16 protein-coding genes are annotated in these 23,308 nt (G+C 42.0%); 2 read left to right on the top strand and 14 right to left on the bottom strand.

The features are described 5' to 3' along the window. Positions 1 to 76: 76 nt before the first annotated feature. From miaE to SJ312_RS09280, 11 genes are all read right to left on the bottom strand, one after another. Positions 77 to 841, bottom strand: a complete 765-nt coding sequence (gene miaE / locus SJ312_RS09330) for a tRNA isopentenyl-2-thiomethyl-A-37 hydroxylase MiaE (RefSeq protein WP_319867506.1) — start codon at positions 839 to 841, stop codon at positions 77 to 79. 1 nt (position 842) lies between these two features. After that, complete coding sequence (mutS, locus tag SJ312_RS09325; protein WP_319867505.1) at positions 843 to 3,410, bottom strand: DNA mismatch repair protein MutS; 2,568 nt, start codon at positions 3,408 to 3,410, stop codon at positions 843 to 845. Positions 3,411 to 3,672: 262 nt separating this feature from the next. Next, positions 3,673 to 4,971: a c-type cytochrome gene (locus tag SJ312_RS09320; protein ID WP_165880040.1), complete on the bottom strand. Its 1,299-nt coding sequence runs from the start codon at positions 4,969 to 4,971 to the stop codon at positions 3,673 to 3,675. After that, entirely contained in the window at positions 4,964 to 7,240 is a 2,277-nt protein-coding gene (locus SJ312_RS09315; RefSeq protein ID WP_165880042.1) for a xanthine dehydrogenase family protein molybdopterin-binding subunit, read from the bottom strand. The genes SJ312_RS09320 and SJ312_RS09315 overlap by 8 nt, the downstream gene beginning before the upstream one ends. Continuing rightward, a complete protein-coding gene (locus SJ312_RS09310) occupies positions 7,237 to 7,710 on the bottom strand; it encodes a (2Fe-2S)-binding protein (RefSeq protein ID WP_036958302.1) in 474 nt (157 codons plus the stop codon). The genes SJ312_RS09315 and SJ312_RS09310 overlap by 4 nt, the downstream gene beginning before the upstream one ends. Positions 7,711 to 8,106: 396 nt before the next feature. Further along, positions 8,107 to 9,426, bottom strand: coding sequence for a cytochrome c (locus tag SJ312_RS09305; RefSeq protein ID WP_110592291.1), 1,320 nt, complete (start codon positions 9,424 to 9,426; stop codon positions 8,107 to 8,109). An 11-nt stretch (positions 9,427 to 9,437) separates the two neighbouring features. Next, positions 9,438 to 10,004 (bottom strand): (2Fe-2S)-binding protein, encoded by a 567-nt coding sequence (locus tag SJ312_RS09300; RefSeq protein WP_004260707.1) that lies wholly within the window; start codon positions 10,002 to 10,004, stop codon positions 9,438 to 9,440. Then, a complete protein-coding gene (locus tag SJ312_RS09295; protein ID WP_319867502.1) occupies positions 10,001 to 12,919 on the bottom strand; it encodes a xanthine dehydrogenase family protein molybdopterin-binding subunit in 2,919 nt (972 codons plus the stop codon). The genes SJ312_RS09300 and SJ312_RS09295 overlap by 4 nt, the downstream gene beginning before the upstream one ends. Before the next feature lie 426 nt (positions 12,920 to 13,345). Then, complete coding sequence (locus SJ312_RS09290; RefSeq protein WP_198633579.1) at positions 13,346 to 14,581, bottom strand: c-type cytochrome; 1,236 nt, start codon at positions 14,579 to 14,581, stop codon at positions 13,346 to 13,348. Next, on the bottom strand, positions 14,578 to 15,129 hold the full coding sequence (locus tag SJ312_RS09285; protein WP_004260697.1) for a (2Fe-2S)-binding protein: 552 nt from the start codon (positions 15,127 to 15,129) through the stop codon (positions 14,578 to 14,580). Before SJ312_RS09285 ends, SJ312_RS09290 begins: the two co-directional genes overlap by 4 nt. Beyond that, entirely contained in the window at positions 15,126 to 17,921 is a 2,796-nt protein-coding gene (locus tag SJ312_RS09280) for a xanthine dehydrogenase family protein molybdopterin-binding subunit (protein WP_094960925.1), read from the bottom strand. Before SJ312_RS09280 ends, SJ312_RS09285 begins: the two co-directional genes overlap by 4 nt. Positions 17,922 to 18,113: 192 nt before the next feature. On the opposite strand from SJ312_RS09280, the gene SJ312_RS09275 reads away from it, so the two are divergent. Continuing rightward, the gene (locus SJ312_RS09275) at positions 18,114 to 18,677 is read left to right on the top strand and encodes an NTP transferase domain-containing protein (RefSeq protein WP_096863304.1); all 564 of its coding nucleotides are present in this window, start codon (positions 18,114 to 18,116) and stop codon (positions 18,675 to 18,677) included. A gap of 9 nt (positions 18,678 to 18,686) precedes the next feature. Continuing rightward, positions 18,687 to 19,715 (top strand): XdhC family protein, encoded by a 1,029-nt coding sequence (locus tag SJ312_RS09270; RefSeq protein ID WP_319867499.1) that lies wholly within the window; start codon positions 18,687 to 18,689, stop codon positions 19,713 to 19,715. A gap of 64 nt (positions 19,716 to 19,779) precedes the next feature. Here SJ312_RS09270 and SJ312_RS09265 read toward each other — a convergent pair whose 3' ends face one another. From SJ312_RS09265 to SJ312_RS09255, 3 genes are all read right to left on the bottom strand, one after another. After that, entirely contained in the window at positions 19,780 to 21,447 is a 1,668-nt protein-coding gene (locus tag SJ312_RS09265; RefSeq protein WP_319867496.1) for an alpha-keto acid decarboxylase family protein, read from the bottom strand. Positions 21,448 to 21,697: 250 nt separating this feature from the next. After that, positions 21,698 to 22,051 carry a RidA family protein gene (locus SJ312_RS09260; RefSeq protein WP_004260681.1) on the bottom strand — a complete coding sequence of 118 codons (354 nt, stop codon included), beginning with the start codon at positions 22,049 to 22,051 and terminating at the stop codon, positions 21,698 to 21,700. A gap of 2 nt (positions 22,052 to 22,053) precedes the next feature. After that, the gene (locus SJ312_RS09255) at positions 22,054 to 23,295 is read right to left on the bottom strand and encodes a D-amino acid dehydrogenase (RefSeq protein WP_319867494.1); all 1,242 of its coding nucleotides are present in this window, start codon (positions 23,293 to 23,295) and stop codon (positions 22,054 to 22,056) included. Positions 23,296 to 23,308: the final 13 nt, after the last annotated feature.

Genomic DNA, 23,308 nt, shown 5'->3' with positions numbered 1-23,308 from the left:
TGTTGATTAGATAGTTAAAGTCCCTATAAGCTAAGGTTTATAGGGACTTTTTATATGTAAAAAATAGAGAACAAGCTTAGTTAATGGGGACACCACTATGAAATTTAAAATCATCATCAGGTGTCGAAATTAATTCAGCTTCAATAATACCAAAATAATTAACTCGCTCAGTAATATCTTGTTTGCTAATTAATTGTGCTAAGTGCAAATAATCTTGATAGTGGCGAGCTTCTGAGCGTAATAATGAAATATAAAAATTTGCCAGCTGCTCATCAAGAAATGGGGCTAATTTAGCAAAACGCTCACAAGAACGTGCTTCGATATAAGCTCCAATAATTAGCTTATCAACTAAGGTTTTTGGATCATGGGGGTCGACATGGCTCAACAACCCTTTAGCATAACGGCCTGCAGTGATGCCATCGTATGGAATATTACGTTCATGCATAATCTCTAGAACTTGGTAAAAATGATGAAGTTCCTCTTTGATTAGCAGGACCATTTTATCAATTAAATCTTGGCTATAAGGTGATTGTTTTTTTGCCAATATCTGTTTAGAAACCTGATTTTTGTTTCTTAATGTATGGATGTCACCAATTCTGTCATAAGCAAATGATTCATAAGGTTTAAACCATTCAAGTAGCACTGCAGCACTGTCTTTATCGACAGCATACTTGCGAATTAAAAACATCGCACTTTGCGCGGCTTTTAATTCACATAACAAATGGTCTTTTAAGATAATGGGCAAGTTTTCAGGCAAACTCGCTTTTTTTACCCACGCATCAGGCGTTTCACATTGCAGAAACTGCCTGATTGGTGTGAGTAATTGCGTATACTCATCCATGTTAGTTATCCATATCCTTTAACCGATAAATCCAATCTAGGGCTTGGCGCGGAGTGAGTTTATCGGGATCAATTTCAGCGAGAGCAGTTAATACTGGAGATGGCTCGACATCTTCTGTGGTTAAAAAGCTAAGCTGGGCGCTATCCACATGGCTCGCATTGGCATTGTTTGAGATCACTTCGAGTTCTTTAAGCTTTTGTTTCGCCCGTTTAATCACATCTTTTGGCACGCCTGCAAGAGAAGCGACAGCAAGACCATAGCTTTTGCTGGCGGCGCCGTCTTGAACATTGTGCATAAAGGCAATGGTATCACCGTGCTCAATAGCATCGAGGTGAATATTGACCGCACCTTCGAGTTTTTCAGGTAGTGTTGTTAATTCAAAATAATGCGTAGCAAATAAGGTCATTGCCTTGATTTTATTAACTAAATTTTCAGCGCAAGCCCAAGCAAGGGAAAGACCATCATAGGTTGAAGTCCCGCGACCAATTTCATCCATTAGCACTAAGCTATGTTCTGTCGCATTGTGAAGGATATTGGCGGTTTCTGTCATTTCAACCATAAAGGTGGAACGGCCAGAAGCAAGGTCGTCAGAGGCTCCAACACGAGTAAAAATACGATCGATTGGCCCTATTACTGCCTTGCTGGCAGGAACAAAACTGCCGATATACGCTAATAAGGTAATCAATGCAGTTTGGCGCATATAGGTACTTTTACCGCCCATATTTGGACCAGTAATAATTAATAGGCGACGTTGTGGTGATAGTGATAATGGGTTAGAAATAAACGGCTCGCTAAGCACTTGTTCTACAACAGGGTGGCGACCCTCGGTTATTTGGATACCCGGTTTTTCAGTCAGTTGTGGGCAAGCATAGCCTAGAGTTTGTGCTCTCTCCGCAAGGTTGGCTAGGACATCTAACTCAGCGAGTGCTTCAGCACTAGTTTGCAGCGCAGCAAGATGAGGCAATAGCATATCAAACAGCTCATCATACAGCGCTTTTTCAATAGCTAATGCTTTTCCTTTTGATGTCAATACCTTATCTTCATACTCTTTGAGTTCAGGAATAATATAGCGTTCTGCATTTTTTAACGTTTGGCGACGAACGTAATGGATAGGTGTTAAATGGCTTTGACCGCGGCTAACCTGAATATAGTAGCCATGAACCGCGTTATAACCGACTTTTAGGGTATCGATCCCCAGCTTTTCTCTTTCACGAATTTCGAGTCTATCGAGGTAGTCGGTTGCCCCATCAGCAAGGGCGCGCCATTCATCGAGTTCACTGTTATAACCCGGGGCAATAACTCCGCCATCACGTACCAATACAGGTGGCGCATCAATAATGGCTTTTTCAAGTAAGTCTTGTAACTCATCAAATTGGCCAATACGATTTTGAAGATCTTGTAAATACGAACAACTTGATTGGCTCAGTATTTGATGAATATCTTGGTATTGCTGGAATGCGTAACGCATACGGGTTAAGTCACGTGGACGAGCGGAACGCAGTGCTAAGCGTGCTAATACCCGTTCTAAATCGCCGATCTGACGCAAAAATGGTTGTAATTCAAAGCCGCATTCTTGCAATGCACTAATAGCTTGTTGGCGGTTATTTAATACTTGAATATTACGCAATGGGGTATGTAGCCAACGTTTTAGCATACGGCTGCCCATTGGGGTTACACACATGTCCAAAATGGCGGCAAGTGTGTTTTCTGTACCACCTGCAAGGTTTTGTGTGATCTCTAAATTGCGACGAGTTGCTGCATCCAAAATGACATTATCATTTTGTTTTTCCATCACAATACTGCGAATATGGGGCAGTGAAGTACGTTGTGTGTCTTTTACATATTGTAATAAGCAGCCTGCGGCTCTGAGCGCTTTATGAGCATCTTCAACCCCAAAACCAATTAAATCTTTCGTACCAAACTGTAAACCGAGCTGTTGTTTTGCAGTATCGAGCTCATATTCCCACAATGGGCGGCGACGTAGGCCTTTATTGTGTTCAATTAATGCTATACTGGCGAAGTCTTCAGGGTATAGAAGTTCGGCAGGGCGCGAGCGTTGAAGTTCAGCTTGTAATGCTTCTTCGTCGGCGATTTCACTGATAATAAAACGGCCTGAAGTGATATCTAATGTGGCAAACCCGAAGCCTTGTTGGTCTTGCCATACCGCTGCTAATAGGTTGTCTTGCCTTTCATTTAATAGCGCTTCATCGGTGATAGTACCTGGCGTGACAATACGTACAACTTGGCGCTCAACCGGCCCTTTACTGGTCGCAGGGTCGCCAATTTGTTCACAAATGGCGACGGATTCACCCATTTGTACTAATTTGGCTAAGTAGCCCTCGGCAGCATGGTGGGGAACGCCGGCCATAGGGATCGGCTGCCCCGCAGATTGCCCTCGTTTGGTGAGGGAAATATCCAACAATTGAGACGCTTTTTTAGCATCATCAAAAAACAGTTCGTAGAAGTCACCCATGCGATAAAACAGCAGTATGTCTGAATGTTGTGCTTTTAGTTTTAGATACTGCTGCATCATAGGGGTGTGAGATTCGAAACTTTGCTTATCAGTCATAATGTTGTCTGTTTAACGTATTGAGTTAACTAAATTCTGTGAGTGTATTCGACGATTATTTTCAGAGACTAAAATACCACAAATCGCAAGAAATGAGAGTAGGCAAACGTGTTAGCCATGCAATTCTCTATAGTATGACGTGATTATCACAGGGACAATGCATGTTTGGTGATAAAGTGTCTGAAATATTGTTGAGTAGAAATAAATAGCGCAAATAAGGGGACATAGATATAACCGTTATTTGCGCTAAAGATAAAACGGATTATTTAGCTGCTGTTTCCGCGCGTAGCTGGCTAACTTGTTGTTCCAAATCAGGCCATGGTGATTTGTCGGTAAACGTTGTTCTTAGGTAATTTAAGAGTACAGCTATTTGCTTATCACTTAAATTATGACGAAAAGCAGGCATGCTACCGAGCCCATCTGTTGCCTCATACTCTATTCCATTTAATACAACGCGAATGGCATTATCTGGTGTATCTGCATAAAGATTTGTATTTAAGGCTAAAGCGGGGCGTATACCTGACATTTGCGCACCTTTCGTTTGGGCGTGGCATGCCATACAAGCCCCTGAATATAACCTTGCCCCTTCAGTAGAGAGTGGTTCAATTTTATCTTCTGTTTGCTGTACGATTGCTACGGCTTGCGATGTGACTTGCGGATGATCAACTTCAGAAGTCAAATAGGTAGCAATAGCTTGTCTATCTTCTTCGGTTAGTTGAGAGGTTCCTTCTCTAATGACAGGCGCCATCGGGCCTGCTGCAACGCCATGGTTAGCTGAGAACCCGCTACGCAAAAACTCCGCCATGTCCTGATGGCTCCATGCAACAGGTGAAGATTGGTTACCTCGCAGCGCTGGTGCACTCCATCCTTCAGCATCTCCGCCCATCAAGTGGCTATCTCCGCCTTTTTCGCCAAATAAAATATCACGTGGAGAGTGGCAAGCGCTGCAATGGCCGAGTCCTTCGGTAAGGTATGCACCTCGGTTCCACTCATCAGTTTGTGAACTATCTGGTTTTAATGGCCCAGTGGTTAAATAGAGCTGGTTCCATGCCCAAATTCCTTGGCGAATATTAAAGGGGAAGTTCAACGATGTCTTTGGGGGTTGATAACGAACGGGTTTTTGGCTCATTAACCATGCATAGAGGTCATATAAATCATCGTCGGAAGTATGAGTAAATGCGGTATAAGGGAAAGCAGGGTATAAATAATTCCCTTCACGATCAACACCATAACGCATAGCCCGTTCAAACGCTTCATATGACCAGCTGCCAATTCCTGTTTCTATATCCGGTGTTATATTTGTGGTGTAAATCGTGCCAAAGGGGATCTCCATTGCGAAGCCCCCGGTATTTTTCTCACCGCCAGGCCGTGTATGGCAAACAGCACAATCACCTAGTGCCGCTAATTTTTCACCGTGGGCAATTTGAGCATCAGTAAAACTTTGTGTCGAATTAGTGTGTAATGGCTCAATGGCAGATTGCCAACTCAGAGCGAGTCCCCCCACCGCAATAATAATGATAGCAAGCGCACTATAGCCAAATAGTTTTTTTGCTTTACTCATGAGCCACTCCTTGGTTTTTGGCTGCCATATTTACTGCTCGCAGAATACGTTCAGGGGTAAATGGAGCTTCCCGCATACGCACACCTAATGCATCAAATAACGCATTTGCTACCGCGGCAGCGCTTGGTACCGATGCAGATTCACCCGCTCCCATAGGGGGTTCATTGGGATATTCCATTAATTGAATGTCAATTTCGGGTAACTCATCGAAACGTAGAATAGGGTATCCCCCCCATTCAAGTGAGGTTGTGCCTGATTTATCAAAGGTGGCAAACTCTTTTAATACTCGGCTACAGGATTGAATAATGTTTCCTTGGACTTGGTGTTTAACGCCATCTGGGTTAACTATTTGTCCACAATCATGAGCGACATAGACTTTTTTGATAAGCACTTGCCCTGTACGACGATTAACGGTTAAGTCACAAACCCAAGCTGCCCATGCTGCACCAAACCCCGGGAATTTACTGTGAAAATAACGCGCCCATGCAAAGCCTCGACCATTCACAATTTCTTCGGTTACAGGGGATGGTTTTTGATGCATTGGTCCATCAACCCAATTTGCCTGTTTTTTCACAGCATTAATTAAAGCGATAGCTCGAGGATCATCTAAATATTTCAAGCGATATGCGATAGGGTCTTGCTGTGCTAAATAAGCAATTTCATCAATCCAAGATTCATGGGCAAATACATTCGGGAGCGCTGAAACTCCACGCATCCAAGATGCCCTAACAACAGGTGCGGTATCTTTAGCAATAACACGCATATGTGGGTATAGATATTGAGGGATAGCAGTGCGGTCCCCCATCTGTTGAATATCTGGTTTGTTTTCTTTTTTCCCAGTTAAAATCAACGATAAAGTAGCGGCGTTATTTGATGGATAACGAGTACTGAGTTCGTAAGCGCTGACATCATTATTTTGATCAACTCCTCCTCGAATTTTAATCAATTGCCCTGTGCCTTTTGGCTCCCAACCCGCTTCTTGTTCTCGCATTAATTGCACTCGCACAGGTCGGCCTGTCGCTTGAGACAGTAAAACAGCATCGGCAGCCACGTCATCAGCACAGTTGCGCCCATAGCACCCTGATGCTTCCATGCGATGAATATGTATTTGATATAGGTCTCTATCGAGTTGTAGTGCTAAATCTTTTCGTAGGTCATGAGGGTTTTGTGTGCCTGACCAGACGTCTACTTTATCGGCACGGACATCAGCGATAGCGCAAGATGGCCCAATTGATGCATGTAAATGGTATGGCCAAACATAGTCAGCATTCACGGTTTTATGTAAATTTGCTAAGGCGCTGTCAACATCGCCATCATCTCGTAATACCCTATCTTGGCTGGGTAATGCATCAAGGGTGTCATGGAGCTTATCGAGGGTTAAATCGGGTAATCCTTGCCATTCTTTCCATTGAACTTTTAACTGACGCATAGCGTCTATCGCTTGTTCTTCTCGTTCTGCAACGACACCAACAAAGTCATTAATGCGTACAACTTTTACCACGCCTTGCAGGTGGGCAATCGAACTTTCATCAATGGAAAGCAAACTATTCCCAAGCGGCGCGCTACTATCTGCACCTGCATAAGGAGGGCGAATAACTCTGCCATGTAACATATTGGGTACTCGCATATCATGTACCCAAGTCAATTCACCCGTTACTTTAGCGCGAATATCTACGCGTTGAATCGGCTTTCCGACATAAATAGCCTCAGAAACGGGTTTTAAGGTTACGTTTTCATCTAATTCAAAATGGAGATCTTGTCCTTTCGCCAATTGCGCATAACTCAAACGGCGTTCAGGTTCGGCAGTGACAAAAACATATCCATGCTCTGCTCGAACAGCTTCCACAGGCTCATTTAACGCTTTTGCAGCAAGAGATGTTAGCTTCATACGAACTTGAGCTGCGGCATGGCGTAAAGGGATAGAAGTGACTTGAATGGTCGCACTGGCGATAGTCGGTCCTTGATCTGGTGTACTTTGCGGATCCCCAAGTATCATTGTTACCGATTCAAAAGAGACACCAATTTCATCAGCGACAATTTGTGCGAGCGAGGTACGAATTCCTGTACCTAAATCCACATGGCCATTAAATGCAGTCACCGAACCATCTGCAGCAAGAGCAATAAAACTATCGACATAATTTAAAGGGATAGCGGCATTCTTGGTTGGTGTTTTTTCTGTTGCAAATGAAATAGAAGGCAACATGTTACTGACAACGATGAGCCCACCAGCTTGCAGCATACGGCGTCGAGTGATATCTAAAATACTCATGCTTTACCACCTTGTGCGATGATTATTTTAGCTTTTTTAGCTGCTTTTAATATTTCTACATGGGTTCCACAACGGCATAAATTAAAAGCGAGCTCTTTTTTTATTTCTTCTTCACTTGCATTAGGGTTACGTTTAAACAGAGCAACCAATGTCATTATCATGCCATTCGTACAATAACCACATTGTGCTGCTTGCTCATCAATAAATCCTTGTTGCACAGGATGGAGTGTATCAGCATCACTAATACCTTCTAATGTCGTAATTTTTCTATTTTCTACTGTCGATATAGGTGTTGAACAAGAGCGAACGACTTTACCATCGATAAGTACACTACAAGCACCACATTCGCCTAAGCCACAGCCATATTTGGGGCCGTTGAGCTTTAAATCATTACGTAATACGTAAAGAAGCGGTGTTGATGGAGAAATATTACTTAGTTCAACCCATCTTCCATTGATATTTAGTTGCATATACTTTCCTTTCACATTGCTAATCACAATAAATGATAATTTAATGTTATTATTTGTATATTAACTATAACATAGGTTATTAATTTGAATTGTGACTGTATGTGCTAAGCTAAATTTTCGTTATGTATATAGTAAGTGCTTATTAATAAAGGTTAATATTGAAAAATACCCATGAGTTGTGTGAATGTTTGAGTGAGGTAATGTGAAAGGAAATCCAGTTGATATATTCCAAATAATTAGAATGTGGGCTGTCGTTTTCTCTGCTTGTGGGATTAACTCAAGATAGGCTTTTAGATAACAATAAAATTAATGGGGATTTTACTCAAATATTGTAATGAAAATAATAATGTCGCTTCCCTTCAATAAATAAGTCATTTGAAGAGAAGCGACGAATGATTACTGAGCCGCCTTTTTCAGTTTTTCAACTTGTTCGGCGGTGACGGGTTTACCTTGTCCTCCCCACTCAGCGCGCGCCCATGAAATTAAATCTGCCATTTCTTGTGGTGTTAAATCATCGGCAAAACTTGGCATTGCATACATACGCTGCCCGTTCGGGAAGGTGGTGGTTGGAATACCGGTTAATACCACACTGATAAAGGTTTCAGGGCTGTCCATGGCTAGGATGGCATTACCTTTTAACGCTGGAATGCCATTTGGTACACCTTCTCCGGTGATCCCGTGGCAACCTGCACACGTAGACATATACATCAAGCGACCAGTTTCCATTATTTGACTGACATCACCCACTTCTGGTGAGCTTGCCTCCGGTAATGGCGCTGGTGGGGCTTTGGCTCCGAGTATTTTTCCTTGTTTATCGGTCATCAAATAAATCGCCATGTCATCAACATCGCTTTTTTTCATCTGACTAGTAGAAAAATGAGTCACTGTGCTCATGTCTGCAAATGCAGAGCCTTGTGGGGCATTGCCTGTCAGTAAAAATTGGCTCAAAGAGGCGGTATCGTAGCCATGTTTGGAGAGCGCTTCTGCTGTGATATCAGGGATCGCTAAGCCCGCTTCTTCACCCCCTTGAAGCGACCGTGAAAACTCGACCCCCATCATTAAGTTACGCGGTGAGTGGCAAGCACCGCAGTGTGCCAAACCTTCGACAATATACGCGCCACGGTTCCATTCGGCAGAGCGTTGCGGGTCATGGGGGGCATTTTGTTTAGGAAAATTGAGCAAAGTCCAGAAGTTCATAAATGGGCGAACGGGTAGGACAAATACCCCTGTATTTTCTTTGTTTGGCACGGCCATTGGTGGAAGCGACATCACATAAGCATATAGTGCATCAATATCTTCCGATGTGGTCATATGGGTAAATACAAACGGCATCGCAGGGTAGAGATTACCTCTTTCTTTGCCAATTCCGTCTTTCAAAGCACGATGGAAATCAGCGCGGGTATAGTTACCAATACCAAATTGTTTATCAGGCGTTATATTCGTGGAGTAAATGGTACCGAAAGGGGTTCCGATAGCACGCCCCCCCGCAGCCAATGGCCCTTCAGGTAATGAGTGGCAACCAAAGCAATCCCCAGCGGTTGCCAGTTCTTGCCCTCTTGGCAATAATTTGGCGACTTCTTCTGAGGTTAGCGGTTTATCTAAATCAGGGCCGATACTGGAGGTACGAAAAGCGCCAAACAGGATCGCAAGCATTAATATTATGAATAATAAGATAATAATATAAATGCTTTTACGTAGAGAGCTGGATTTAGCCATGATGTTTCTTCCTAGTCGATCACGCAGCCAGGAGTGTCGAGAGCGACTTTCCTCACAGCTTCATAATAGCGTACATAACCTGTACAACGGCAAATATGCTCATTGAGAGCCTCTTCAATCGCATGTTCGAGTTGGTCTCGTTTCACTGGATTTTTCTTCAGTTTATCAAGAAACACCGTTGCACCTGTGACAAAACCGGGAGCACAATAACCACATTGGAACGAAAAGTTTTCGATAAAAGCTTGTTGAATTGGCGTTAATTCAACAACTTTGCCTTGTTCATCCAGTTTGGCTTGCCCTTCGATGGTAACAATATTTTTATTGTTGAAATAATGGGCACCAAAGATACAAGTCCGGCTTTCAACCGTTGTGCCATCGGGCTGGATTTCCATAATGGTACAAGCATGGCAAATCCCTTGTCCGCAACCAAAGTGGGTGCCAGTGAGGTCTAGGTATTCATGTAGAAACTCAATCATTGGCATCCCAACAGGGACATCAATAGGACCAATTTTTTGGCCGTTAATGGTCAGTGTTAGTGGCTTGCGCTCAATAATCGGAACGGCATTGTTGATTTTCATGAGAGTGCCTTTTTAATTTTATCTACCGTAATAGGGAATTCATAGAAACGCTTGCCTGTTGCATGGGTTAATGCATTGCTCGTCGCAGGTAAGATTGGGATCATCCCCAGTTCTGCCATGCCTTTGGGTGGCGAAGTTTCTGAAAGTGGTGGTAAGTAATCAATGGTTTGCTGCCAAACCGCAACATCTTTAGCGCGTGGCAGGACATAGCGATTAAAGTTCCATGTTCCGTTTCCTGGCCCATCTTCATAGAGTGGTAATTCTTCCATCAACGCGTGGCCGATACCCATCGCGGTACCCCCTTGAATTTGGCCTGAAACCAATTCAGGGACAATCATCGTACCGGGGTCCATAATCATATGGTGGCGCATGATATCGACCTCACCCGTCATGGTGTTGACGTTGAGCTCGACTAAACAAGACGCAGGCGTGACCGTTGTTGGGTCCGCTTTGGCGCGTTGTGTTGGTGGGTAGTAGGCAATTTTACGTTTAATAAAATGGTAACCGCCAGTTGTCATTTGTTTTTTCAATTCTTGTGGTGCACCCTCGCCATAACGAACGGATATTGCATCGAGAGGGAGATTTTTCAAACCCACAGTTGGGATATCGAATTCTGCGCGAGCCCACTGCCAGCTGGAATAACCGTGAACAGCAACCCCAGTGATGAGCCCCATCTCATGGGCTCTTCTGGCTAAAATGTCAAAAGGAATGGGCTTCATTCCGCCACCGCCAATACCATCTGGGCCAACGCGAATATCGGCAAATTCAACATTTAAGCCGTTGAACGCACCGCCGCCGGGGCCTTCACTCCAAATGCTTTTAGCCGCAGGCCAGAGGGTATTTTCCAATAAAAAATGGCCAGCTTGGCGCGTACCGAACCCAATGTAGTAAACACCACTTGATGAGCTCATGTCAGGTATTAGAGCGGGTGTCCAATAGGGATCAGTTTTGGATAATTCATCTTGTTTTTTCTGGTCGGCCCAACTGGTTTTAAGCGGTAGTTCTTCAAACTCAGTCACCCCAAACTCAACGACATCAGGGGCTTTGCTGAGTGCTTGCCATACCATCACTTGCTGTGCGGTTGTGCCACCGGTGCCAATCTCTTGCATACAATGGCGCATTGTTAGCTTGCCATTGGCATCAAATTCAAGAGAAAGAATCGTTGGAACACCGCTAGACCCATAAACTTGCTGCACCTGTGCAAAGCCAACGCCGTATAACTTACCGGGGTTTTTCGCTTCATAATCGGCTTTATTTTTCTCACGATCGACCCAAATCGGGTGTTTTTCCGCAAGATTTAACATTTCAACGTTGCGCGGGTCACCGGCTATTACACCACCTTGTGTATTTGGATAACCTTCTAAAATGGCATTACGGCGGCGCAGTTCAATCGGGTCAATATTAAGATTATGAGCGATTTCATCCACCATCAATTCAGTGATTGCCATCGACTGCAAGGAACCAAAACCACGCATTGACCCCGCTTCGACAGCCGGAGTGGCCATGGCGAGAGCAGTGAGGTCAGATTTAGGGAAGTAATAAATAGACTGAGCACCGCGCACTGCTACGTGAGATACGGCAACGGAGAGGTTTTCACGACCGCCGCCATTACAGTTATAAGTGCCTTTTAATACATCAAACTTACCTGTTTTTTTATCACCAATAATGGTGACATCCATCTCAATGGAGTGGCGTTTCATTCCCATTTGGAATTGTTCATAGCGGTCATTTGCCATGCGAACAGGTAAGCCATCAGCATAGAAACTAGCGACCATCGAATAAAAAGGAAAAACCGAATAGTCTTTTGAGCCGTAACCAACAGTAGAACCGGTTAATAACACAATGTTTTCGACGGAAAAATGTTTGTTGTGTTTAGATAGCTCAGCAGCAGCATTAACTACACCAGCAGGAGACTGTGTCGCGGTTAAGATATGCAGTGTTTTGGTTTGTGCGTCATACCAAGTATTACAGTTATCTGGCTCCATCGCGCAAGGGTCAATGGATTGTGAAAAACCATGGCGCTCAATCACAAACTTATCAGGGTTCTCGCGAGCCGCTGCGATTTCTTGCTCAATTTGCCGCGCGTAATCCATCGCTTTTTCTTGTTTATCAGGGCTTTTTTCTGCCTGATGAAGGGCTTGAATAAAGCCACCGCCACGATCTTTACGGATCACTGGGGGAATAGAAATGGCGTGCTTGGGGTCATAAGGTGGCCAAATAGGCGTATTGCCATCGAACCCGCCTTTAATACCTGAATCTTGATAAGGGGAAAAAATAGAAGGCGAAAGTGGTGTGTCACCACCGATACGCACGTACCGTGCTGCACCATAGTTAGCGGGCGGTTTTGGCCCTGTCACCGCTCCGTATTTTACGGTGTTTGTGGCAAAGCGTAACATCCGCTGTGCTGCACTATATTTATCGAAATCATGATAAATCAAGATAGCAACTGGGTGGCCAATAATCGGCGGTGTGTCCCCTAAAGGAACTAAAATATTGGTGCCATAGAAGCCTTTCCCCATACTGGTATCTTGGGGAATATTTAAGCCATCACGGATAAGGTCTTCTTGTAAAACAACTTTATCAGGTTGTAGATTTGGCCCTAACATTGAAATATCAATGCCTTCAAAGGTTTTATCTGCCTCTGTCGCTTTTAACATAAAGGCATAACTTTGTTTTTTTGGCCAGCCGGGGATGTCTTTAGCGCGGTAATCACGAGCAAAATTTTTACGGCCAGTGACTTTTTCAACGCCATCCCAACGAAAACGTGCTTTACCGTTTTGACCAATCCAATCCGTTGATGGGGCGTCAGAATCGAGCTCCATTGCTATTGCAAAAGGGAGTTTGCCGACCATAACAGCAATGCCCGCAATAGTGCCTAGTTTGATGAAATTGCGTCTAGAAATATGTCCCGACATGTTGTGCTCCCTGATTATATTTTTAGGGTTTTTATTATGAGCAATGGAAGTAAATAATATTTTTTAGTCATTCATTATAAGATCGTTTTATTTCGCTTAAGTTTGCTCACAATTTGATGACTAATATCAGATAGCTCAGTAAGTTACATAAATAGTATGGGTATCTGTAATGATATATCAAGAACGAGTAAAGGGATTTAGACAAGAAAGTGAATAATACTGTTTAAGTCATCTTAATATGACAGTATTGAATAAAATAACTGAGCTTTATTAGAACACAATTTATTTAAATGATACTAATTCTTATTAATAAATGATTAAATCAATATGCATTTAATTATGTAAAGTATATTTGTATTCGGTTATTAAATAGAAAACTATTGGGCTCGTTAAATACGAACAAGCCCGATAGTTCATTTTTTGTCATTATTGACGTAAGGATTTAACATGCTCCGGGGTGACATCAGCAGGTTGTCCTCCCCACTGAACGCGAAGGAAGTTCACTAAGTCACTAATTTGTTGGTCATTTAGCTTATTGGCAAACCCTGGCATGCTTTGCATATATTGGTTATTTGGGAACGCTTGCTCAGGCAAACCATCTAGAATCGCATTAATTAGGTTAGTGCTATCCACATCACGCAATGTTGAATTTCCTTTCATTGCCACCGCCACATTCGGTTTACCGCTACCGTCATAGGAGTGACAACCTGAGCAGGTTTCTAAATAAATTTGGCGGCCTTGTGCATTACCTTCCCCCACCCTTAATGGCGAAGTTGCTGGCGGGTTATCGCCCATTAAATAGGTGGCTATGGCACTATTATCTTCTGGAGTTAAATGTTGTGAACTCAGATAAATTACAGGGTGCATATCACTGTAGGCGGAACCTTGTGGTGTGAGCCCAGTCATGAAAAACTGCTGTAAATCTTCTTTTGTCCATCCTCGTTCTGCAAGCGCTTGCGGGGTAATATCTGGAGCAACAAAACGACCTAAAGCACCCCCTTTCATAAAGTTATCTAAATCCATTTCTCCCAGCTTTCCTCTTGGCGTATGGCATTCGGCACAATGCTCTAATACGTTAACTAAATACTTACCACGTAGCCATTCAGGGGAGCTACCTTGTGAGCTATCGGGGAGTGGTTTATCGTTAAAAAACAATAAATTCCAGCCAATCATTGCCATGCGTTGGTTCAGTGGGAATGGCAATGAATTTTCAGGTGGCGCGACATCAATAGCTGGCTGGCTCATCAAATAACTGTAAATAGCGTCAGAATCTTCCCGAGTGATCCCTTTATAGGATGTATAAGGCATTGCCGGATAAAGATTTTTACTCGGTGGAGAGATACCTTGGGTCAGTGCTTTATAAAAATCATCTTTTGTCCAGCGGCCGATACCAAAATCGGCTGAGGGCGTTAAGTTACTGCTGTAGATGGTACCAAATGGGGTATCGAGTGGAAAACCACCAGCTAATGGTGCACCATCAGCACTGGTGTGACACGCAGCGCAGTCACCGGCAAGAGTGAGGTAACGGCCTCGCTCAATTTCTTGAGGCGTCGCAGTCACTTTTTGTACAGGGCCATCTAAGGTACGGCTTTCATACCAATACAGTACCGCCCAAACGATGATAGCGATAGCTATCAACCATAAAATAATTCGTTTGATCATTTTACTGCCTCCTTGATAAGACCAGGAGTCGCAAGAACCACATCGCGTACTGCTTCATAATAGCGTACATAACCAGTACAACGGCATATATGGTTATTTAGAGCTTGTTTGATAGCCTCTTCTAAGTCTGCTTCTGCAATCGGGTTTCGCTGAAGTTCTTCAATAAACACGGTCGCTGCATTTACAAAACCTGGGGTACAGTAGCCACACTGAAAACTGAAATTTTCAACAAAAGCTTGTTGAACCGGAGATAGTTTTACCTCCCCGTTTTCTTCTTTGGTGGCAGCCCCTTCGATAGTTCGGATGCTTTTATTATTGAAAAAATGTGCACCAGTAATACAGGTGCGGATTTCTTCGCTGGTACCAGATGGATTATCTAATATAACAACGCAAGCATGGCAAATGCCTTGGCCACAACCTAGGCGAGAACCTGTTAGGTCAACATATTCATGAAGAAAGTCTATCATCATGAGGCCTTCAGGCACGTCCATTGGTCCATACTGTTGGCCATTAATGGTTAAGGTGAGGGGAAGGAAATTTAGGCTCATGATATTACCTCTAAAATGTCTTTTGCGCGTACAGGCAAATGCAAGAAATGATGACCAGTTGCATCTGCAATGGCATTGACGATGGATGAAACTACCGGGATCATAACAACCTCAGCAACGCCTTTCGGCGGGTCAGTATCTGAAAGTCCTGGTAGGACTTCATTGGTTTGTTGCCAAACTGCAACATCACTGGCAAGCGGGAGATGATAACGGTTGAAGTTCCACGTCCCATTACCGGGACCATCTTCGTAGAGAGGTAAATATTCATGGAGTGCATGGCCGATACCCATTGCTAATCCACCTTGAATTTGTCCTGAAACCAGTTGTGGGACGATAAGATTACCGCATTCCACCACACTATGGTGATTCAGCAATTCGACTTGCCCAGTCGCTTTATCAATGGATAGCTCGCTAACGGTAGCGACGGCACTGTAGTAAGTGACTCCGGCATTATTTCTTTGTGTATCAGGGTAATAAGCTTTTTCGCGGTGGCAAACTTGGTATTCTTTATCGGCAAATCGTAGTGATAGCCCATCAATCGGTAAACGGCGAGTTTCACCCTGAATAGGGAAATCGGCTTCAGCCCATTGCCAGCGGTTAAATACGTGGCACACTGCGCCAGTTACCCCGCCCATTGCAAAAGTGCGTTCAATTAAGCGCGGTAAGCTAAGCACCTCAAGCCCATCAGCGGTTAAGCCTTCAGCAACCCAACGAGCATCTTCACGGCGAACAACTAGAGGGGCCGCTTGTCCACCGCCAATCCCTTCTTGCCAAATTGACATGGCAGCTGGCCATAACCCATGTTCGAATATAAGGCGTGCGGCTGCTTCTGTGCTGTGGGTGAAATAATAGGCTGAATTACTCGCACTCGCAGGTGAGCAGTAGTTCGGTGTCCATAATGGGTTTTGTGCTAAGTGGTTTTGCTCATCTTGTGACATAGCAAATGGGTTACCTGTTGAGATCATCGGTAAAATTGACCAATCAACAACGGAAAAATGAGCTTGTTCCGCAGGCTTTCCTAACCATTTAGCGCAAACCACCGATTGGGACGTAGACATACCTGTACCAATTTCTGCTCCACTATGATAAATGGCTATTTTACCCTCGGGGGTAAGTTCTACGCGAGCAAAGGAGGATTCCGCACCTGTCCCAAAGTCTTTTTGCACACAAGAAATCCCTGTACCGAATAGTTTACCGCTATTTTTCGCTTCAAAGTCGGCTTTACGTTTGGCTCTGTCAGTCCACATTGGGTGAGCAGCACAGCGGGTTAATACTTCATCGGCACGAATTGCGCCGCCAGGAATTGCCCCTTGGGTATTTTTCATCCCAGATTTGATGATATTTTTAAGACGGAACTCGATGGGGTCTACTTTTAGGAGTTTTGCGGCTTCTTCCATTAACATATCGGTTGCTGCCATGGCTTGTAAAGTACCATAACCGCGAGCTGAACCCGCATCGACCGCTCTTGATGCAATACCGACCGCAGATAAATCACTACGGGGAATATAATAGATAGCTTGGGCCCCAGTAGCCCCGACCATGACAACGGAAGGCGTAAAATTACAGCGACCACCGCCGTCACCGATAAAAGAAGCTGAAAGGGCTTCAATTTTATGCGTTTTTTTATTAACCGCTAAGGTGTAATCCATATCGAAAGCATGGCGTTTGATGGTAGATTGAAATTGTTCATAACGGTCATTAGCTAGACGAATAGGGACTCCGTCTCCATATAATGTTGCCATCGCACCATAATAGGGGAATGGAGTGTGGTCTTTAGAACCATAACCAACGGTAAAACAAGGGTGTAGGAAAATTTGTTTAATTGGAAAATGCGATTTTGCCAACATCTCTGGTAATGATTCCGCAACTTCCTGAGGGGACTGTGTCGGAATAACAAGATGGAATGACTGTGTTTTGGCGTCGTACCAACCGTTAGCATTATCAGGCTCTAAGGCAGCAGTATCAATGGATTGAGAAAAGTATTTTCGCTTGAGCACTAACCAGTCTTCCGGTGGGTTTTCCAGTTGTTTAGCGAGCTCATCAGCATATAGCATGCCTTGTTGATCTAATTTTCCGCCTTCGCGACCTTCAGGCCAAACGGGTAAGTGCTTTTTCATGCCAATAGGGGAGATTGGCATATCTTTTAGGCTTGAATAAATATCTGGCTCATAAGGATTTTCATTGCCAATTCGCACGCCACGGTAGGTTCCCCATGGGTCTCGTTCTAATGGGCCAGTTACTGCGCCGTATTGGATAACATCGTCACGGAATTTTAAGGTTTCTTTGGCAAAACGGAATTTAGCAAAATCATGATAAATCAATAATGCGACGGCTTGGCCAAGGTAAGCGGGAGTTTTCCCTTCTGGAAGCAATAAATCATCACCATAAAATTCAGGGAAAGCAACGCCATCTTTTTCTAAGTCACTTGCAGTTACGATGCGGTCAGGCATCAGGCCATCTTTTAGCAGATCAAGGTTAAAGCCTTGGTAAATTTTATCGGCTTGAGTCACGCGGAGTAAAAATGCATGACCTTGCTGTTTTGGCCAGTGAGGGATATCACGTGCACGAATGTCTCTGGCGAAGACTTTTTCCCCTTGGACTTTGGCAAACCCATCAATACGAAATTTGATTTGTTTGTCGACCGGGTTCCAGTCAGGAGATTGAAGAATTTTTTCTTCGAATAGCACATCAAAAGCACGGCTATACAAAGGGGCTAAATAAACAGATATTCCCGCTATAACGGCACATTTTAGAAAGTGTCTGCGGGAGAGTTCGACATTGCTTTTGCTCATAATACACCCTTACACTTATTATTACATCGGTATTTTTATTTTTATAGTCATATCGAAAAAATTACTTGTATCACATTTATATTATACTTCTCTTAATAATTTTCAAATTAATGATAAGTAGTTCTTGTGATCTTACTGAATATACTTTATTTATGAGATACGCAATCAGTATATCGATTTAAAATAAAAACTATGAATATTGGTATTTTAATATTGGCAGCAGGAAAAAGTGAACGTTTTCAAAATGCTGGAGGTAAAGGAAGTAAATTAAATTTTATGCTTGAAAAAAATACAGTTTTTGAAAAAACACTATTAAATTCAATCGATAGTGAGCTTCCTGTGCATGTGGTGACACGGCCTGAGAATGAAGGTGTTATTAATAATTGTTTACAATTTAATATTCCATACTCGTTGATAAATAGTAATGGATTAGGTGAGTCAATCGCATTTGGTGTTAAAAATACGTCTAATTTAGATGGTTGGATAATTCATTTAGCGGATATGCCATACATCAATAGTCATTTATTTACTCGTATAGTGAATGAATTAAAACAGCATACATTAGTCAGGCCAATATATAATGGTTTGCCAGGCCATCCAGTGGGAATATCTGCAAAGCATTATACAGAATTAATTAATCTAGTAGGTGATGACGGTGCGAAATCAATATTAAGTCGTAATCTTGTTTATCAATTAGACATAAATGACGAAAATGTTGTAAAAGATATTGATTATCCGAGTGTTGATAACGATTAAGGAACGAATATGTTGCGTGAAGATGTTTTTGTTATCTCTCAAGCCCTTTCTTGGATAAAAAAAGAGCCCATATGGTTGTGTACGGTGCTAAGTACATATGGTTCCTCTCCTCGTAGCCCGGGCTCACTTCTTGTTGCAAAGGCAGATGGCCAGTATGTTGGTTCTTTATCAGGTGGTTGTATTGAAGAAGATTTTATTCAACGAATACAGCATGCTGAATACATTAAGAGCAGCCAAATTGTTCGCTATGGTCGCGGTGGTTTAGAAGCGAAAGTGAATTTACCTTGTGATGGTAGTTTAGATGTTTTAATTGAATATTTACCGAATAGTCAGGAAAGTGTTAGTTACCTTACGGAGATACATCAAGCGTTACTGGGATATACTGCAATCAGTAAAAAAATCACGTTGCCACAAAGGGGGGAGGTAAACACGGTTAATAATCAACAAATCCCAACCCAAATAGAGCGGGAAGGGGATAATATTCAATTGTATATTGCTGCGCCACCACGGTTAATTATTGCTGGGATCTCAAATGTAGGTATTTACTGTGCTAGTTTTGCAGCAACATTAGGGTTTGAGGTTATCATTTGTGAACACCGTGAAGATGAGCTATCGCGTTTTTCTGGGCAACTTTCTAGTCAATTTGAAGTCATTAAATTATTTCCAGCTCGCTATTTGGAATCCCAAAGCTGTACACCGAATACCGCTATTGTTTCTTTAACCCATGATCCTCGTATTGATGACCTGACACTAATGGAAGCAGTGAATACCCCAGCGTTTTATATTGGTGCAATGGGCTCAGTAAGAACGAGTGCTCGTCGTCGTGAACGTCTTATAGCATCTGGTGGGATGACGGAGGCGGAAATAGAACGCATCCATGCTCCCATTGGTATTCCTATCGGTAGCAAAACACCACCCGAAATAGCATTAGCGATAATGGCGGATATTGTAGCTCATAAAAATGGCGTAGTTTCATCTAGTTATGTTAGTGAAACGAAAAAAATAATGGTTACAAATTCAATGTATTGTGATGTTTAAAGTTAAATTCCCATGCCTTATAAAGTTAAATGACCTTTATAAGGCGAAAGGACCTAAAACTAGTTTAGTTGGTATAAATAGAAGAAATAATTTCTCTCATTTTTATTAAATATTTTGAAGCATCATATCGGTCAGTGACTATCTCTATATAAGCAGCAGTATCGAGTGTTTCGATAGCCTGTAAGGCCTCATTTAATTCATCACAGGTTGTCACTTTTTTGCAATACCAATCGTCACATCCCAGTGCTAAAGGAAGTTGTGCGTAATTCCATTGCGCAACATCATTATAATAATATTCAGGTTCTTTACAGAATAGTCGTTCAATAAGATAGCCATCATTATTTAATACAAAGATGATGGGTTTTAATCCAAATCGTGCAAATTGACTAATTTCTTGCATAGTTAATTGATGAGCGCCTTCCCCTGTCGCTAAGATGACTCGACGTGACGGGGATGCTAAAGCGGCGCCCAGTGCAGCAGGTGTTGCCCAGCCAATAGATCCCCATAATGATTGGGAATGAAAAGATGCACCTTTAGGTAATAGTGAAAATGCTAAGCCCATTGAAAAGGTTCCAGTATCTGTAAATATTATATCATTAGGTCTAAACATTTTTTCTAAGCGAGGATATAGATATGATTCAGTTATTTCGTTTGTTTCTACGGCTATCGGTTGACCTAGTGATTGGGCCTTAGGACTTTTGTGTTGATTAAAAGAAGAGGTTGGCAGTGATAGCAATCTATTCTGCAAGGCTAAAACCACGTCTTTCATGGAAATATTATTGTAGCATTGGCCATCAATAATGACTTTATCTTCCATAATATGGATTATATTTTCGATTTTAATATTAGAGGTATAACAACCTGAATTAAAGTCAGACAGAATAGTGCCTATATTTATAACACAATCACTGCTTTCGACAAATGAAGTGACTTGAGGAGTTAATATTTGCCCTGTATACATTCCGATATATTGCGTATTAGTTTCATCTAATACACTTTTATCCATAAATAACGTGGTATAAGGAATTTTGGTTTTTTCAATGATTGTTTGTAAGGTATTTGCTACGCCTAAGCGCAAAGACATTGAGCCTGCTAATATGCAAGGTTGTTGGCTATTTATTAATTTATTTAAGATTAAAGGAATAATATTTTTTAGTGTTTCTGAGCAACTGTTTGGTATTAATGGAACAACATGATGAAATGGTTTAATTACAGTCTTTACAGCATAATCAGCAGGTAAGCCAAAATAAACTGGACGGCGTTCATGTAAGGCGCATGCGATTAACCGCTCAGCCTCTTCAATACAGTTTTCAGGGGTAATAATGGCATGAGCACAGACAATATGTTGGCTCATTTTATAAAAAACGTCATAGTTTCCATCCCCTAATGTGTGATGAGAAATGCGTTGTTTCTTTTGTGTTAGGCTAGGAGGCATTCCAACAAGGTGAAATATAGGGACTCTTTCAGCATAAGAACCTGCTATTGCATTGAGAGCGCTTAATTCGCCAACGCCAAAGGTTGTTGATAGTGCAGCAACACCTTTAATTCTTGCATATCCGTCTGCAGCATACGCTGCGTTTAATTCGTTGCAATTGCCAACCCAACGTTGATGGGAGTTTGCACAAACACTATCATTTACAGGAAATGAATAATCACCAGGAACACCAAATATATCTTCAATGCCTAATTGATAGAGCTTAGATAAAATATATTCAACAACAGTTTCTTTCATTTAACTTCTCCAGTTAATAATTGTTTTTTACTTGATTTGTAATTATTTATATTAGCTATTTATTCTTATTGAAATCAATTCCATGATAGCTAATAAGGGAAGTAGTGAAAGTGTTATATTTTATAATGAGATTGATGGGGGTTATTAAATATATTATTTAATAAATTAATATAAATTAGTAGAGTAATAAAAAACAGTAGATCTTTTTAGACCTCACTGTTTTTTAGATTTAGAATACCGTTAAATAGGGTCAAGCCTGAGCGGCAATCACCATAATTTCTACTAGTACTTGTTCCCGAGCCATATTGGCTTCAACAGCTGCACGGGCAGGGCTATTTTCTATAGGCATCCAACTTTCCCATACCGCATTAAAGTCAGCAAAATCCCGTTTGATATCTTTAATCCAAACTTGGGCGGATAAAATACGTGTTTTATCACTGTTGCTTGCAGCAAGTAATGAATCAATCTTGGCAAAAACGTCTTTGGTTTGTTGTGTGATATCACCTGTTAGATCATTAGGTACTTGCCCTGATAAGTAAACTAAACCTGAATATTCAACGCTATCAGCTAAGCGTGGTTTTGGGTTGTTACGTTTTATGGACATGATTACCTCGTTAATCCAGTTAAAGAAATAGGGGGTTTTTGTTCAGTTATTAATTGGCTCAGTATTTCCGCGCTGCCTGCGGCAAGTGTAAACCCTAAACTGCCATGCCCAATATTAAGCCATAAATTTTTATAGGCAGTTTTTCCTAGTATCGGTGGGCCTTTCGGTGTTGAAGGGCGTAACCCAAACCAACTTTCAGCATCGTCAATTTTAGGTAATTCAGGGAAGGTATTTTTAATAATATTCTTGAGTGCTTGTATTCTATTTTCACGCAAGCCTTGCTTGTCATAACCAATATCAACCATCGCAGCAATGCGTAATTGATCATTAAGTTTGGCATAGACAATTTTATTGCCGTAATCAGTCACGTTAATTTTCGGAACAATATGTTCTACCTGCGGGTATTCTACGCTTAAGCTATAGCCTTTTAACCCTAAAATTGGGACATTAATATTTAGTGGTTTTAACAATTCGCGGCTACCATTGCCGGCACAAACAATAAAATCATCAGCTTGGATAGTTCCCTGGTGAGTGGCTACTCCTGTAATGCAGTCATCTTGTTTAATGAAAGATTGAACATTATGTTGTAAGCAAAGATTAAATTGAGGGTGCGTGAGTAAATATTGCAGTAGGTTCTTACAGAATAAATAGCAATCTGCACTCTCATCATCAGGGGCATATATTGCACCTACCAGCTGAGACTGTATGTCTTTTAAAGAAGGCTCTAGCTCAACAATTTCAGTGGGTGTTAATATTTTTTGAAATTGTTTATCAACCGTTTCACTGGCTTTTTGAAAACTTTTATTATCACGGTGGATAATTAATTTCCCTGATTTTTCCCAAGCAAAATCAGAAATATCACCATTGTTACGCCATTTATTCATTATTTCTTGGCTAAAAAGTGATAAACGTAAAAGATGGGCACCATTAATTTTATTCGTTTTACGGTTACAAGCTAATGTAAATTGTGCAAGCCAAGACCATTGTTGTATTGAAGGCGTTATTTTTAGATTTAAAGGAGAATTATTTTTCCCCATCCAACGTAGGCCTTGCAAAGGAACACCGGCGTCTGCAAGAGGAGATACATAGCGATAGCTGAGTTGCCCACCGTTAGCAAAACTGGTCTGCATGCCAACATCGGTATCTGATTCAACTAATGTTACGGTTTGGCCTGCTTTAATTAATGCATAGGCGGTGCTTAAACCAATTACACCAGCTCCAATAACCACCACATGTTTAGTCATAATAATCCGTAAC

The organism is Providencia sp. CIM-Carb-044 (assembly GCF_033901115.1).
GTDB lineage: Bacteria > Pseudomonadota > Gammaproteobacteria > Enterobacterales > Enterobacteriaceae > Providencia > Providencia hangzhouensis.
This window is presented reverse-complemented; position numbering and strand designations above follow the sequence as displayed.

What these genes read in the sequence shown, in the direction of transcription:
- miaE (WP_319867506.1), bottom strand. Translation starts at nt 841, where the DNA reads ATGGATGAGTATACGCAATTACTCACACCAATCAGGCAGTTTCTGCAA.
- mutS (WP_319867505.1), bottom strand. Translation starts at nt 3,410, where the DNA reads ATGACTGATAAGCAAAGTTTCGAATCTCACACCCCTATGATGCAGCAG.
- SJ312_RS09320 (WP_165880040.1), bottom strand. Translation starts at nt 4,971, where the DNA reads ATGAGTAAAGCAAAAAAACTATTTGGCTATAGTGCGCTTGCTATCATT.
- SJ312_RS09315 (WP_165880042.1), bottom strand. Translation starts at nt 7,240, where the DNA reads ATGAGTATTTTAGATATCACTCGACGCCGTATGCTGCAAGCTGGTGGG.
- SJ312_RS09310 (WP_036958302.1), bottom strand. Translation starts at nt 7,710, where the DNA reads ATGCAACTAAATATCAATGGAAGATGGGTTGAACTAAGTAATATTTCT.
- SJ312_RS09305 (WP_110592291.1), bottom strand. Translation starts at nt 9,426, where the DNA reads ATGGCTAAATCCAGCTCTCTACGTAAAAGCATTTATATTATTATCTTA.
- SJ312_RS09300 (WP_004260707.1), bottom strand. Translation starts at nt 10,004, where the DNA reads ATGAAAATCAACAATGCCGTTCCGATTATTGAGCGCAAGCCACTAACA.
- SJ312_RS09295 (WP_319867502.1), bottom strand. Translation starts at nt 12,919, where the DNA reads ATGTCGGGACATATTTCTAGACGCAATTTCATCAAACTAGGCACTATT.
- SJ312_RS09290 (WP_198633579.1), bottom strand. Translation starts at nt 14,581, where the DNA reads ATGATCAAACGAATTATTTTATGGTTGATAGCTATCGCTATCATCGTT.
- SJ312_RS09285 (WP_004260697.1), bottom strand. Translation starts at nt 15,129, where the DNA reads ATGAGCCTAAATTTCCTTCCCCTCACCTTAACCATTAATGGCCAACAG.
- SJ312_RS09280 (WP_094960925.1), bottom strand. Translation starts at nt 17,921, where the DNA reads ATGAGCAAAAGCAATGTCGAACTCTCCCGCAGACACTTTCTAAAATGT.
- SJ312_RS09275 (WP_096863304.1), top strand. Translation starts at nt 18,114, where the DNA reads ATGAATATTGGTATTTTAATATTGGCAGCAGGAAAAAGTGAACGTTTT.
- SJ312_RS09270 (WP_319867499.1), top strand. Translation starts at nt 18,687, where the DNA reads ATGTTGCGTGAAGATGTTTTTGTTATCTCTCAAGCCCTTTCTTGGATA.
- SJ312_RS09265 (WP_319867496.1), bottom strand. Translation starts at nt 21,447, where the DNA reads ATGAAAGAAACTGTTGTTGAATATATTTTATCTAAGCTCTATCAATTA.
- SJ312_RS09260 (WP_004260681.1), bottom strand. Translation starts at nt 22,051, where the DNA reads ATGTCCATAAAACGTAACAACCCAAAACCACGCTTAGCTGATAGCGTT.
- SJ312_RS09255 (WP_319867494.1), bottom strand. Translation starts at nt 23,295, where the DNA reads ATGACTAAACATGTGGTGGTTATTGGAGCTGGTGTAATTGGTTTAAGC.